A 14220-nucleotide genomic window follows, 5' to 3' on the forward strand; every position below is an offset into this window, starting at 1 on the left:
CTCGTTCCCGACGAGGGTTGCCTGGGCAAGTGCCACGCCGCCACGCTACATCCGATCCCGCGGCAGGTCGTCGGTCGTCGTAGGGACGCTACAACCGCGTAGCGATGATCTTTAAGTGGAGGCGGACACCAAATCGAAAGCAGGGGGACTCCGGCCCCGGTTCTTTGTCTGCCACCTAGGACGAGGGGCGTCGGCGTCGAGACTCAATAGCCCGAGTTAGTTGGGTTATGCCCTCCTCGGAGATGCCGTCGCGCATGTCTACCCCCTGCCTGCGCCGAACGAAGCCGGGAGCAGTGGAGAGATCTGCCCCTGGCAGCAGGACGGGGATGATTAACCCTTCTGCGCGATCGAGTACGAGGTCCAACTCCCGCGTCTGCCATTGTGACTCGCCGGTGCCCGGCCCAACGCAGAAGAGAAGGACACTTGACGAACTCAGGACGCTGTTCAGCGTCTCTTGCCAGTCCGTGCCGGGACTGATGTGCTGGTCGAAGAAAATTCGCAGACCGGCTCGAGAAAGCCCGTCGACGATCTGGATGGCCTCGCGGCGATTGTCTGCCTGGTAGGACACGAAGGCGTCGTACTTGACGCTGACCTCGGAGGTGTCCAGCTGAGAGAGGCGCTGCTGCGTGAAGAGGAAGCTCACGCTTGCCCCCCGTAGTAACGGATCAGTCAGCCACTCGTGGCCGTGCGCGCCCTCCAGCAACAGCCGCAACTCAGGGTCGGACAGCAACTGGGTCGCCACCGTCGCGGCCGGGCCGGTGCCTTCCGCGTGTGTCGCGTAGGTGTCGGGTGCCCAGGCATCCACCGCTTCGGCGATGTCGTCCGATGTGGTCAGTGCGTCGAAAACCTCCGGCCAGCGGTGCTCCAGACAGCGCGTGACGGCGAAGAATCGGATCGGAATGCCGCCTCGTTCGACGAAGCCTGTGAGGTCCTGGCTGATCGCGTAGTCGATCAGGATGTTGTTGACGAACCGGATCAGCGCACGTGGGTTTCCGCCCAGCGCTTGCGCCACCACCGGCAGCACCGGGTCGAGCTCCGCGGCGACCGTCGCCGGTTGGTCGGCCAGCAGCAGCTTGCAGAAGGCACCCATCCGACCCGTGGAGGGCGGAATGTGGAACGGCAGCTGGACGATCTTGTCAAGGTAGAGCTCACCCTTGAAGTCCGCGATGCCGTACTCCTCGGTATAACGGTGCTGCAGATAGCCCTCGATCACCTTACGGGCAACGCCGAGGACGAAGATGAAACCGGGCTGGGCCAGAACCAGCTTGATGCTCTCGAGCAGCCGGATTGCCTGGTCTGGAAAGCAGCGGTCGAGGTCGTCGATGAGTACCACGACCCGCAGAGTGTCTCTGAGCTTCGTCTTGTCTAGGCTGTTAAATGCTCCGAAGTAAAGGCTGCGGTCCAGTAGCGGGTCGGGTGTGAGCCGTTCGTCACGCTCGATCATGTCCTTTGCGACGAACGATGCCTCCACCTCGGCGAAGCCCGGCACCTTGACCTTCGACTTGGCCGAAAATCCGTAGGCGATCGCCCTCAATGACCGGACGAGGCGCTTGCCGCCCGCCCCGAAGGTGGCGGCAAATCCTTTGTGCTTCTCGAGCGCCTGCACAATCGTGCCGACGAGCGGGATGATCGGGTGCTCTTCTTGCTCGTAGCGCCATGCGTTGAACCACACGGTCACCACGTTCGGGTCGTCGTCGAGGCGTCGCTCGATCAGGCGCATGAGACTCGTCTTGCCGGTGCCCCACTCGCCGAAGACGCCAATCGTGAACGGGCCACGCGTGTTGGTCGCGGCGCTAGCTAGGATCCGGGAGTAGGTGTCGAAGCCGAGCCCGTCGTCGTTGCGGGTATCGGCTTCGCCGATCGCCTGGTCGGGGATGAGACTGAACTCCATCCGGCACTCCCATCAAACCGTCGGCCGCGGGTGAGGACACTATCAAGTGGCGGCAGTCAGCGGCACCGGCGTCAACATGCGCTTGAGCGTGTTCAACCGCTATGACTGACAGCGGCAGACGCGGCGGACTACCGAAAACGCGCCAGTGCGCGGGCGGACATCAGCTCATGGCCCAATCGGCAGGCGGCCACGGCCTACCACGTGCATCCCGCGATCGTGCCGGCGAACTAGACAAGCTGATCGAGCATGCTTGCCCCATTCTGGGTGAGGGCACGGTCCGGCTGCTGCGGTTCCACGCCGGCCTGCCCCATCAGGCGTCGCTATGACCGGTGATGACATACCTCGCCCGCTCAGCGACATCGAGCGGAACGTCATCGCGCGGCTGCTGTCCATGCCGTTCCCTCGGCGCGACGAGTTGTGTGAAGCAGTTGCCGTTCGCCACACTCGAGGGTCGGTGCGGGTGCGGCTGCGTGACCGACAACTTGCCGTGGACCGCGCCGCGGCGCCGGCCTCGGGGTTGTCTAGCGCACCAGTCTCGGCTGACGTCAGCGACGACGAGTTCTACGCCGGCATCGTGCTACTCGTTGATGGTGAGGGCTATCTGTGCTGCCTGGAGGCCTACTCCATCGGTGAAACCCGTTCGGCGGCTCCCGCCTGTCGAGCAGATCAATGCCCGTCCGCAGGGGTAGCGTCCGCCTCATCGTCACCGTCGCTGCAGGAAGGCGTAGACGATCTTGTTGGAGGCGAATTCCGAGATGTTGACGAGGTCCCAGCCGAACTGGCCGAGGACCTCGGCGGCAGCAACCGCCTCGCTGACCTTTTCGCCGCTGACGCCGTGGTGGGAGACCACGGCCAGCAGGCGATAGGGGTACGTCCGAAGATCGGCTTGGCCCTGCAGGACCGCCCGGGCGGTGACCATCCGGGTCCGGGCGATGTGCTCCGGGGTCTCTGTGGCGGTCATACCCGGCACCATAGTGGCTCGTCGCTCGGGCAGTCTGCCAGCTTCGCAGCCGGTATGTTCGAGGCGTGTCTGCGTCGGCCGGTGTTTCTCGTCTTGTCGTGGCGCTCGTTGCGGTGCTCGCCACTGCCGCCTGTGACGGTGCCTCGGCCCCGGCGGGTGCGCCGACCGCCGGGTCGGGCGCGAGCAGCGTTGCCTCCACCGCGCCCACCGCCTCGGCCGGCCCCATGTATCGCGCTCAAGATCTGGAGCTGTGCAAGCGTACTGACCTTCAACCGTTGGCGGAGCTGTCCCTGACGGTGGTCCGTACCGATCCGAAGCCGCCGCTGGGGCAGCCGGGTGCGTCGTGTCTGTTCGAGATGCGGACGAAGGACGGGCATCAAGCGAATCTGCGGGTGGAGGCGGCCACGCCAGCCAGTGAGCAGGAGGCTCGGCTGCTCTACCGGGCCACGGCGCAGGTGACGGTGATGACTCCGGCCGGCGTAATCACCGGCGTGGGCGACGAGGCCGAAGCCTTCACCAAGCGCTCCGAGCCCGGCTTCAAGTACGCCGAGTACATGGTCCGCGCACGCACGAGCAACCTGGTGGTGAAGGTCTGGTTGGCCCTCGGCGGTGCCTCGTACGCCGCCGCCGAGACGCTCGCATCGAAGGCGCTGACGTTGCTCAAGGCGACGCAGGCGGCCGTACCCACGGTGTGATGCGCCCGTCGGTCATCCTCGGACGGCCTCGGGCCACCGCCCACCGGGCAGCTTCGAATGGTCGCCGACCTGCGTGGCGATGTCTCGGATGTTCCCCAGCGCGTCGACGAAGCGCTGGCCGATGGTGAGCAGAACGTCCAGGCCGGCGGTGACGAGGTCTCCGACCGACTCTGCGAGGGTGGAGATGGCCCACGGTAGGTCGATGACGGTTACCCCCTCACTCGCTGCCTGCGCCAGTTTGCCGACCAGTCCCGTGACGATCTTCGCGAGTTCGACGGCGTAGTCGACATTCGCCTTGGCGATCGTGAACAGCCACTGGCTGATGAACTCCGACTTGACGACGGACTCGTCGACCGCGGCTTTCTGCTTGAGTGCCTTGGCGTTGTAGGCACTCGCGGCGTCGCCGGTCCACTTGGGCAGGTTCTCGTTCGTGGGGTCAGTGGTGGCGGAAGAAAGGTCGGAGACCGGGGTCTTCACGTCGTTGACCCAGCGGAAGCTGACCTCGATCAGCGAGAGCACCGGCAGTTGATGCTCCAAGGCCTGCTCGACGCGGTCGAGGACGGCGTTCAGTGCCGTCTTGGTGCTATCCAGGCTGTGTTTGATCCACAAGAGTGCTGCCGGTCCGAGGAGCCACTTCCACTGCTGCACCTGCTCGACGATCTCGTTGAACCTGGCGATCGCCTCGTCGATGCCGGCACGGATGTGGTCGAACGCCTTGTTGAACGGTTCCCCGTACTCGAGATCAGTGGTACCTGGCTGCATGGGGTGCTCCGTGCCCTCTCCGAACGTCGCGGTGGGTCGCTAGGCCTTGTAGATCTTGTTGAGGTCGAGTGAGACAATCTCGTCGGCCCGGTCGTACTCGTCGGCGATGTGCCGCAGGGCCTTGCCCACCTGTTCGAACTCGGTCACCGCCCCATTGAGGACGGCGACCATGAAGTTGTGGAAGTCGTTGTATGCCAGCGAGTGGATGAGGACGTTCGCGTCACCAATGAAGAAGGCCGATGGGTCGAGGTACAGCTGCTCCGCAGCGACCTTGATGGCGGCGACCCGGTCCGACAGCGTCAGCCACTTACCTCCCTCATCGCGTAGCGAACCGGTGATGACGTTCAGTTCAGCCATCTCACTACCTCACGATCCAGTCCGTCCGGCGCTGGCCAGCGCGAACGCGCGGAAGAGGGAACGGGCTTCGAACTGCAGCTGGCCCGCGTCTGCCCGTGCGATCCGCCGGACGTCGCCGGTGATGCCGGTGATGCCGCCTCCGCGGATGCGCAACGTCAGGCAGCCGTTGGGGCTCGACATGCTCGACTCGTCCGTCCGCGTGGTCAGGCGAGCCGCAGCGTCCAAATCCGTGCCAAGGTCGTCCAGCGTCCGCCAGGTGTCGCGCAGCCAGGTGTGCTCGTCGACGTCCCGATCGGGGCTCCTGTCGAGCGGCTCCTGATCCGGCGCTGCAGGACCTCTCTCCTCCACCTGCAGATGAAGGAGCGCCGCCAATTCGAGGGCAGCCTGCACGGTGGCGGCGTACGCCTCGAAGAGCGCATCGCGAACCCGCTGGGGCCGAGCCGGCTGCGCCAGTCGCGAGCGATCGTGACAGCTGAGACCTCTCGCTGAGTGTCGACCACCACGCGGACGGAGCCAGAGTGGTCCGTCCCGGAGCACTCCCCGGGTCGCAGCTCACGTCCCGTCTCGCGCAGCGCGCGATCGGCCTGCTCGCGCAAGACGGAATCGTCGCCCAGGAAGTCCAGACTCGCCAGTTTGAGGCGTTCATGCCCGCTGCCCTGCTGCATTCGCCCCCGGCTTCCTGCTCGGTCAACGCTTTCCGTGATGCGCCCGCCACGGCGAGGTAGGACCACGGTACGTGAATGACCAAGATCCGGGGGACCCGGGCGCTGGGCGGGACGTCTCGCTACGGTGAGGGACGGTGTCGCGGCAGAGATGCCCCGGGATGCCGCGCCGATCGCCGTGGGGGCTTTCTCGTCCGGCTTGACGTGGGACCTGGTGGTGCGCGCTGAACGCGGCCGTGCGCCACGATCCCGCCGCCGCGCCCCGCACGCCGCAGAGCCACACCGTCGCCTTTGGCCAGCGGCGCGAAGAGATGAGCATCCCCGAGACAATCCGACGTCACCCAGGTCTCGCCTGTAAAACCAGCCTGCTGGCTACGGTGCAGCCGAGTGTCGCCGGTGGTGAGCAACCACTGAGCCATTGTCCGCATCTCTCATGGGTAGTAGCCGATCTATGACCGACCGATGATAGTCAACGCGGTTTGCGCACCGGCACCATGACAGCCTCTGGTACAGGTCGCCGTTGCCCGTCGAGATGCTCCGCAAAGCCCTCGCGAGCGCCGCCTGGTGAGTTGCAAAGAGAAGAAGAACTGTTCTGCCCGATCCGGGGAACCGGCTACAGATCCTCAGGGCTGGCGCGCGGTTGAGGGAGGATTGCGAGTCTCGCGAAAAACGGCCACCACCGAGGCGCGCAGACTAGGGCGTGATCTTTCTGCAACGCAGGCCGCGTTGGCCGCCTCCGAGGGGCGAAGTGCGTCGCTGGGCTGAGGCGGTTGATTCTGACGGCCTGCGCTGAGTCTGGCCTCCTTTCCGCGATCTTGGACGTCGCTGTGGAGCCGCTCCGCGCCGCCGTCGAACGCGCCATCAACTCAAGAACTGGAAGATCCTCAAGATCGGCTACCACCGGACATGCGTTACACGTCTGGCTAGTTGACCTCTTAGTGCCCGTCTGGAAACTGGCCGCGCTCGCGCCCGTCTGCCACGATGGGCAGCCGTGACCCGATCTCGCAGGCGCCCGAAGCCGTTCCGTCCCGCCGGCCTGATCCCGTTCCTGATCGTCGTAGTCCTTGCCGTGGTCACGGGGTACGGCAGCTGGCACGTGTACGACACGGCACGCCCTGGCTCCGGGCCGGCGAAACAGAGCTACATCCGGGTCATCGCCCCGGAAGGCGTGTCCAAGGTCGAGGTGACGTTGTTCGTCATGCCGTCACTCGACAATAGTTTCTTCACCGACGTCTCCTACGCTCTGACCGTCGTCGTCGACTCGGCGCGGGAGTTCGCCGACCGGAGCGTCACCGTCGAGGTCTCGCCGGAGAGTGCGATCGTTTGGGACGGTCCGCTTGCCGATGTGCTGACTGGCTTCAACGGCTTTCAGACCTTGACCGCCGAGCCGATGACGAAGGTCGTGGCCAGGGGCAAGGGTCACCGCTACGCGACTCGTCTCTTCGGTGACACGGACTTGCCGGTCTACTTCCAGCGCGGCGAGCGCACGTTCGTCCGGACGCCGCAGCTGCTGACGCCCGAGGTGCGCTTTGACGGGCCTCCGACTGTTCTGACGCTCGACGACTTCGGCAACGTGCTCAAGGCGAACGGCGGTCCGGTCGAGCGGCCCGAACTCGCGTACCGGATCGACATCCTCGGGGCGCCGCCGGAGGACGTCCGGGAGGAGTACGCCAGCCCGCCGAGGGAGAAGCCGCTGGCCCTGTCCTGGACGATGGACCAGGACTTCGCGGCGACGCTGGCACCCAGCGTGACGTACGTCGACGACAGCAAGGCGGCCGACATCGAGAACCGGATGTTCGCGGCCGGTGTGGGTGCCGGCGTTAGCGCGTCGCTGATTCTGTGGATCGTCGAGTTCGGGCCGTGGCGGGCGCTGGCCGCGGCGGCCGGGCGGGTGCGGTCGCGGCGGCGCTGGCGGCGGGCGGTGGCGCAGGCCCGACGGCCACGGCGACGAGGCGGGGACGGGTCGCGGGGGCGTTAGTAATGGCGGATTTCGTTCGGTAAACCTTGGACGATGGCTCCCAGGTGATATTGGATCCTCGTCGCGGCATCAAGCAACTGTCGCTGCAGTACCGACTCAGACCACAGTTGTCGTTGATTTTCTGGTTACTACTGAAAGGCCCTGGCTGGGCCAGCCGGTGTGGCTCGCGGTTCGTCCAGAAGCCGGCTGTTCTGCACCAAGAGGCGTTGGTTGAGATCGCGCACGGCGGCCAGGTCGGCCTCGGCGGTGTGCAGCGCGGCACGAAGATCGTCGAGTTGCCGCTGCAGCGGCTCTCCGCCGCAGGATGGTCGTGCTACGCCACGGTGATGCCGTCGCTGCCTCGAGTCAGGACGCCCTCGCTACGGAGCTCGGCGATCGCGCGTTGGATGGTGCTCATGCTGACGCTGTACTGGGTGCTCAGCGCGTTCACGGAGGGTAGGCGCTGTCCTGAGGTGAAGGCGCCCTCGGAGATGTCCTGCCGGATCGCGGCTACCACGCGGCGGTACTTGGCCGCAGTCGAGCCGGTCTCTTCGGTGCGCACACGCGGGCCGGCCCCGGCACTGCGGCCGGGACGGCTGTTGATCCACTTTCCGACGCGCCGGCGCGTCCAGGAGCGGGTGACGCCGTGCGTCCGAGCGGGCTCTTCAAGGTCAGGACGGGGCAGGTAGCCGTCCTCGCCGCGCTCCCAGGCTCCTTTGCTCATGTCCACGTACTTGGACCAGGCTCCGGCCGTGGCCTCTTGTGGCACATCTGCGGCTGGTCACCGATCAGCTCGCGGACCGGCCGGTAAGGGAGCGCGACCATGTGCGGGTCGGTACGGGCCAGGTCGACGAGCCGGCGTAGGTCGGCGGTGACCGTCGTTCAGCGTGTCGACGAATCCAACGCTGCGGGTTCGTGGTTATGCGGGCACCACGGTCTTGTCGATCCCGCGGAGCAGTTGTTGGACGCGTGGTGGTTTGCTGAGTGCGTGATTGAGCGAAGCTCTCTGCGGCATATCGGCACTAATGAGGACGTTAAACACCTCGTCGGCATACTCAATGATCTCGCTGCCCAAACGTGGTACAAGATGTCGGTCGGACCGTCGCGAGGGCTAGCCTTCGGCGAGGAGTCACTTACCGACCACAACCTTTTCGAGCTGGATCGGCGAGGTGCTCCGATCGAGGTCTACAAGTTCGACAAGACCGAGGAGCCGTACAACGGCGCCGACTTCGAGTGGTGGATAGGAAGCGATAACACGCGCTGGCTTGGGTTACGATTCCAGGCCAAAAGGCTTGACGATGACGGCATCTATGCCCAGCTCGGCCACCGCGTCAGGGGTCGTCGGCAGTACGAGCTGCTGCTCGAGCAGGCGCAGAGGGATAACATCTGGGCGTTCTACTGCTTCTATAACGGCTGGCATGGCTCGTGGCCGGAGGGCGTTCCCAACGCAGGCTGCCGAAACCGCAGCAAGCCGGCAGTGCCAGTACCGCATGGCAATGAACAAAAGGGATGCGTGCATGCTTACCTTGAGGACTTCGGCTGTGCGATCGCGCCCGCGAGTGCCGTTGCCCGCCGTCACCAGGGAGAACCCCGGAACGGCCGTAGGGCGTTGGAGGAGCACCTACGCTACAGCCGGCCATGGTCGCATCTGTTCGGCGATCGCAAGAAGGATCTTGGGCTGCCAAGTCAAATCGTGCGGGAACTCCCGGCTCAACTGTCGGACTGGGCGCGTACGGCCTCGGACGTCGAAGGTGACGGCCGATTTGAGAGCGGGCTTCCAGAAGGACAGGGCCTTCATCAAGAGCTCCCAACCTGGCTGCAGGCCCGACGGGCGGGCGCAATGAGTCGAGAAGGCTACCGACCTGCGGTCGCCGTTGTCTTCAACGTGAGCTGGAGATCGTGAGCGAACGAGGCTAGGGTAACGCCGCGTGTGACCGCCCGCGCGTGGAGCTTCTTGTGCGCAGTGCCCGACTGCGCTGGGGGCAGTTTGGACAGCGGACACGCCACGATTGAGCCGCCAGCAGCGTCACGAGGGGGAGGTTGGCCCGGGCCGGCCGTTCGCCTCGTAGTAGGCGGACGTGAGTGCTTCGAGAAGGCTGTCGGAGACGACAACGATGCGTTGGCCCTGTCTCATAGGTCCGCCGAGCTCCTTTTCCACGAGCGGTGTGGCGTTGGGTGCAAGGCGGTTGAACACGGACGGCCATAGCTGGAGGTAGGCACCCTTCGGCTCGCAGTAGATCGTCGCAAGTCCGGCGCTGCCGCGGGTCAGACGCGGCAGCAAGGTGGTGATCTCGTTCTTGCCGCTGTAGGTCTCCAATGAGATCAGGTGGTTCGCGTCAAGGGCTTCTGCCCAGTCGATCAGCCTCGCCAGCGTCTGCTGATACCTCATCGGTGCCTTCTCCGCAATGGCACGAAATTCAGCCGAGCCAGGCTGTAGCGCTTTCGCCCCTCGGACAGCAGTCTCTGCCTCCGACAGCTCCGCCACTCTGCGGCCAGGATCTATGCGCTGGGGCACCAGTACTCGAGACTGGCCGACGTCATACGCCGTGACGGTGACAAGATCGATAACGACATTGTTTGTAATGGACTCTAGGTAGCCCACTACCTGAACCAGCTCGTCAGGCACACTGTCGAGCACGATTACCAGGCGGAATGCTCCGTCGGCGAGGCTACGGGCGAGCCCGTCAGCGAACGACGCTGAGTCGACGGATCCCTCCTGATCGTCGTTGCGAACGGCTTCCAGGATGCTCTTGACTCTGCGCTGTGTTAGATGTGCGCCGAGGGTGGTCGACTCAAGGTAGTCAGGGTCGAGCCCTTGGAGGTACGCGGCGTAGGAGAGCACTTGGGCAACCACCGCGCGTCGCGCCTCAGGGTTTCCGGCGAGCTTGACTTCGACTACGATAAGCCGGCCTGAAGACTCGACGGCCACGACGTCAGCGCGGCCGGCACCGAGCTGCACCTCCGTGCCGAGTACGGTCAGTCGCGGTGCACCGGACAGTGGAAGCATCTGTGGTCTTTCGGCGACCAAGTCATGCAACGCCTGCTCCGCCGGGTAGCCCCTTGCCGCAAGTGGTCGCCAGCTGCCGGTCGCGTCGGAGCCCCAGATGGCGGTCACGTGGGGACGTTAACACCCGCGCCGGCAGGCCAGAAGACGGCTGCCCGCCCGGCTCCGTCAGTGTCAGGCGCGAACGGCGGGCCGCACCGGTCAGATCCTTCCTGCGCCGCCACAATGGACTGGGCTGACGGCCGTCCTTGACAGCGTCCCACGATGGGTATCGCTTCGTGCTTGGGCATCGGTTCGTGTTGATACCCTGACACGAACCCTTTGCCTGCGGTAGGCGAGTCGCGACGGGTCGGCGCACCCTGTTTTTGGTGACGGGGCGTACCCCGATGGTGGGGGAGCGGTGCGCGGTGGGACCTCGTGCTGTCCTGTCGGCTTGCCCCCGTTTACCCCCCGAAAACCCTTGCCTGCCGTTGACAACCAGTGACAGAAAGCGACCACTGTTTGATCGTGTCTGTGCAGCTCAGCGCCTATTTCTGCCAATCAATGACAAGGTCGGTATGGTTGCGGACGGTAACAAGGGGTTTTGACAAGCAATGACAAGCCCTGAACGAGGCTCGACAAGAGACTGTCGTGGGTTCGAATCCCTCGTTGTTCACGAGCGCTGAGCCCTGCCGGCACTGGCTCCGACACTCTAGTAGCCGGGGAGGGTTAGCCGCGCGTAGTCCGGTAGTGAGGTGAGTACTCGGCGCTGGTCGTTGGCGGCGTCGGCGGCGTCGTCAGGTCGTTCTCGACCACGGGCGGTGGTTGGCCGAAGGCGCGGTCGATCCATCGGCCGGAGTGTCGGCGAGGGCGCCGCTCACGTCAGTGATGGAGTGGTGTTTGGAGCTTGGTGCGCGGCAGTCGACCGGACTCGCACCGATCTTAGGCCGCATCTGGGCACCCAAATTTGGGAGCCGTCGGTTCGCGCCCCGGACACGTCCTGCTATCCCGTTGTTAGCTCCTCAGGACCTCGTGCACCCGTTGCCACGCGGCCACACCCACTCCGACAACGACGCCGAGGGTCGGCTGAGCAGCGGACCGCACGATCTCGCAGATTTCGCTATGACGTACATCACGCGATCGGCGCGTTTGACCGGCGTTGATTACGTGGCGTAGTGAATCAAGCTCAGGGAGGCATTGACATAGATAGCATGCGATGCCAATGAGGTCCTATGTGGAGCGGGCTAGCCTGTGCGCGGCCCGACGGGACCAAGCGAAGAGATCACGAGCCCTATCGTCTCTGCCACTGCTCCTTGATCGATTGGACGTGTGGCATGGGACGTCGGTGCCGTCGTGGGCTGGCAGCCTGGGTAGCCGCTGCTATCACCGGCAGTTTGCTCGTCGTTCCTGCGCCCGTGCCCGCTGCTGGGGCGGCTCCAGCGTGTACGGGTGTCGCGCCGTCGGAGGCTGAGGCGTCGGCGATGGCCGTGGCCTGTGTCGAGCCGGTGTCCGTTGACGGTTCCCGCACGGAATTCGCCCAGGTGGTGGCGCAGCCCGACGGGCGGTTGCGGTTCGAGGCAGCAGTAGAACCACAGCGCACCCGCGTGGACGGCAAGTGGACCGATGTTGATCTCGATCTCGCTCCGGCAGCGGATGGTGGGTGGCGGCCGGCGGCATCTGTCGCCGATGTCTCTTTCTCCGCTGGTGGCACTGGCCCGCTGGTGACCCTCAAGCGCGGCGGCAAGACGATGATGATGTCGTGGCCCGGGGGTCCTCTGCCGGCGCCGGAGGTTTCGGGCGACGCTGTCACCTACCGCAACGTGTTGACCGAGGTGGACCTGGTGGTGCGGGCGACCCGGACGGGGTTCGCTCACACGCTGGTCGTCAAATCAGCGGCGGCCGCAGCGGATCCGGGAGTGCGTCAGATCCGATTCGGGTTGAGCGGGAATGTGCAGGTGAGCGCCGAGCCGGACGGTGGATTGCGCGCGGCAGCTGGTGGCTCCGTCATCGCCTCGGCGGAGCCTGCGATGATGTGGGACTCCGGGACAGGTGAGGCGTCGGGAGCCTCTGTTCGTGGCGGGGTGTCACCGGCGAGGTCGACGTCAGCGGTCGCTGGCGATGCTGCTCAGGTGGCGCCGGTCGCGGTGGACGTGGTGGGCGCCGATCTCGTGCTGCGCCCGGACGCGGAGCTGCTGCAGGCACCTGACACGGTGTTCCCGCTCTTCATCGACCCGCTTTGGTCGGTCTACCAGTCACGGTGGGCCTATGCCACCAACAATGGCTCCTCGAACAGTGACCACACGGTCGCGCGGGTGGGGTTGAATCCGGAGACCGGTGCCCTGTATCGGTCGTTCTTCGAGTTCAAGACGACCGCGAATGGGGTGTCGCTCAAGGGCAAGCACATCGAGTCGGCGTACGTCCAGATGAACCTGGGGCACTCGTACTCCTGCGACGACACGGTCGCGTCGATGTATCTCTCCTCGGCGATCGACGCGACGATGAAGGCCAGCTGGTCGAAGATGAGGCTGTCGACGTTCTTGGACGATGCCTCGGGACACGCGAATGAGGCTGGCGGGTGCAATCCGCCGCAACCGGACATGATCATGAAGTTTGACGGGGCGACGGTGACCCGTCAGGTGCAGACCGCGGCGACGGACTGGTGGAACACCATCACGGTCGGGTTCACCGCGCGTTCCTCCGATGGGTCCGGGGAGTCGACGCAGAAGCGGTGGAAGAAGTTCAAGCCGAACGACGCAAAGCTGTATGCGGACTACGACTCCAAGCCGGGCGCGCCGAACGGGTTGCAGGTCGCCGAGGTGGCCTGTCCTGCTTCCGGCGTCCTGACGGTCGGCACACTGACGCCGAAATTCTCCGCGGTGTTCCCGGACGCCGATGACAACGACTCCTTGACGGCGGCCTTCGAGTGGATCCAGGTGCCTGCCGGCGGTATGAGCACGGTGACGGACACGTCCCCGGCTCGCAAGGCCCCACCGCCGACCAAGGCAGGCGTCACCCCGGGCACACGCGCGGATAGCAACCCGGTGAGCATCACGACCGGGGTGACGTATGCGTTTCGTGCCAAGGCCACCGATAGAGCCCCCTATTACGCGACGAGCGCCTGGTCTAAGTGGTGTCAGTTCAGTGCCGACACGACCAAGCCGCAGGTGACCGCGCGGGTGGTGGCTCTGCCGGCGGGGCCGGGTATGAGGGGCAGGGTCAGGTTCGAGTCCACCTCCACGGATGTCGTCACGTTCCTCTATGGCTGGGACGAGGCCACCCGGGTGGTCACCGCGCAGGGCACGAACCCCAGGTACGCCGAAGTGGACATGACGGCGCCGAGCTTCGGCCGCAATGTTCTGCTGGTCAAGGCGGTGGATGCCACCATGAACGAGGGTTCCGGATCTGTCGAGTTCATGGTCTCCCGTTCGTCCGGCCCGACGGCCAGATGGGGCTTGGAGACCTACCCGGGAATCAACCAGGCGGCAGCGCTAGCCGACGGCGAGCCTGTCCCGCTCAACTCGCCGGTCACGGCGTCGAGTGTGACGTGGGCCAATGATGTCCGTCTGGTGGGAGGGCAGACAGCGACGTTCAACGGAACGTCGTCGTACGCCCAGGCCGCCGGGCAGGTCGTCGACACGTCGAAGTCGTACAGCGTGGCCGCGTGGGTGCGGCTGACCGACAAGTCAGCCGACCGGACGCTGGTAAGTAAAGACGCCTCCGGGTGGGCGTCGCTGTACTTCCAGTACCACAAGAGCACCGACCGGTGGGTGGCGCAAATGCCGTCCGCGACCTCCGGCACGGCAACGTGGTGGATCGCCAAGTCCACCTCGGTGCCACAAACAAACGTCTGGACCCACCTAAGCGATGTCTCGTAACTCGAGGCGGGCGTTGCCCGGCATCGGTTCTGGTCAGCCGGTCAGAGCGATGTTGTGCAGGTGGGCGATTCCGGATG

The 14220-nt window shown here is 65.3% G+C and carries 11 protein-coding genes; 4 read left to right on the forward strand and 7 right to left on the reverse strand.

Features of this window, described 5'->3' with window-relative positions:
- Window positions 1-175: 175 nt before the first annotated feature.
- Together ABZU74_RS18465 and ABZU74_RS18470 are read right to left on the reverse strand one after the other, a co-directional pair.
- On the reverse strand, window positions 176-1891 hold the full coding sequence (locus tag ABZU74_RS18465; protein WP_355424984.1) for a P-loop NTPase fold protein: 1716 nt from the start codon (window positions 1889-1891) through the stop codon (window positions 176-178).
- 703 nt (window positions 1892-2594) lie between these two features.
- A complete protein-coding gene (locus ABZU74_RS18470) occupies window positions 2595-2852 on the reverse strand; it encodes a transcriptional regulator (protein WP_355424986.1) in 258 nt (85 codons plus the stop codon).
- A 98-nt stretch (window positions 2853-2950) separates the two neighbouring features.
- Here ABZU74_RS18470 and ABZU74_RS18475 point away from each other — a divergent pair, with 98 nt between their 5' ends.
- Window positions 2951-3547: a hypothetical protein gene (locus ABZU74_RS18475; protein WP_355424989.1), complete on the forward strand. Its 597-nt coding sequence runs from the start codon at window positions 2951-2953 to the stop codon at window positions 3545-3547.
- Window positions 3548-3559: 12 nt separating this feature from the next.
- Here the strand turns inward: ABZU74_RS18475 and ABZU74_RS18480 are convergent, their stop codons facing one another.
- Genes ABZU74_RS18480 through ABZU74_RS18490 form a run of 3 tightly spaced genes read right to left on the reverse strand, consistent with a single transcriptional unit; the run spans window position 3560 to window position 5056 of the window.
- The gene (locus ABZU74_RS18480; protein WP_355424992.1) at window positions 3560-4309 is read right to left on the reverse strand and encodes a hypothetical protein; all 750 of its coding nucleotides are present in this window, start codon (window positions 4307-4309) and stop codon (window positions 3560-3562) included.
- 39 nt (window positions 4310-4348) lie between these two features.
- Window positions 4349-4666 (reverse strand): hypothetical protein, encoded by a 318-nt coding sequence (locus ABZU74_RS18485; RefSeq protein ID WP_355424995.1) that lies wholly within the window; start codon window positions 4664-4666, stop codon window positions 4349-4351.
- Window positions 4667-4675: 9 nt separating this feature from the next.
- On the reverse strand, window positions 4676-5056 hold the full coding sequence (locus tag ABZU74_RS18490) for a hypothetical protein (RefSeq protein WP_355424997.1): 381 nt from the start codon (window positions 5054-5056) through the stop codon (window positions 4676-4678).
- Between the two features lie 1263 nt (window positions 5057-6319).
- Between ABZU74_RS18490 and ABZU74_RS18495 the strand changes: the two genes are divergently transcribed.
- Window positions 6320-7306: a hypothetical protein gene (locus tag ABZU74_RS18495; RefSeq protein WP_355425000.1), complete on the forward strand. Its 987-nt coding sequence runs from the start codon at window positions 6320-6322 to the stop codon at window positions 7304-7306.
- 313 nt (window positions 7307-7619) lie between these two features.
- Here the strand turns inward: ABZU74_RS18495 and ABZU74_RS18500 are convergent, their stop codons facing one another.
- A complete protein-coding gene (locus ABZU74_RS18500) occupies window positions 7620-8009 on the reverse strand; it encodes a winged helix-turn-helix domain-containing protein (RefSeq protein WP_355425003.1) in 390 nt (129 codons plus the stop codon).
- A gap of 147 nt (window positions 8010-8156) precedes the next feature.
- Between ABZU74_RS18500 and ABZU74_RS18505 the strand changes: the two genes are divergently transcribed.
- On the forward strand, window positions 8157-9188 hold the full coding sequence (locus ABZU74_RS18505) for a DUF6615 family protein (protein WP_355425006.1): 1032 nt from the start codon (window positions 8157-8159) through the stop codon (window positions 9186-9188).
- A 123-nt stretch (window positions 9189-9311) separates the two neighbouring features.
- Here ABZU74_RS18505 and ABZU74_RS18510 read toward each other — a convergent pair whose 3' ends face one another.
- Window positions 9312-10400: a hypothetical protein gene (locus tag ABZU74_RS18510; RefSeq protein ID WP_355425009.1), complete on the reverse strand. Its 1089-nt coding sequence runs from the start codon at window positions 10398-10400 to the stop codon at window positions 9312-9314.
- A 1349-nt stretch (window positions 10401-11749) separates the two neighbouring features.
- On the opposite strand from ABZU74_RS18510, the gene ABZU74_RS18515 reads away from it, so the two are divergent.
- Window positions 11750-14143 (forward strand): LamG-like jellyroll fold domain-containing protein, encoded by a 2394-nt coding sequence (locus ABZU74_RS18515; RefSeq protein ID WP_355425011.1) that lies wholly within the window; start codon window positions 11750-11752, stop codon window positions 14141-14143.
- Window positions 14144-14220: the final 77 nt, after the last annotated feature.

This window comes from Micromonospora sp. NPDC005171, from assembly GCF_040608575.1.
In the GTDB taxonomy this organism is placed as follows: domain Bacteria; phylum Actinomycetota; class Actinomycetes; order Mycobacteriales; family Micromonosporaceae; genus Micromonospora.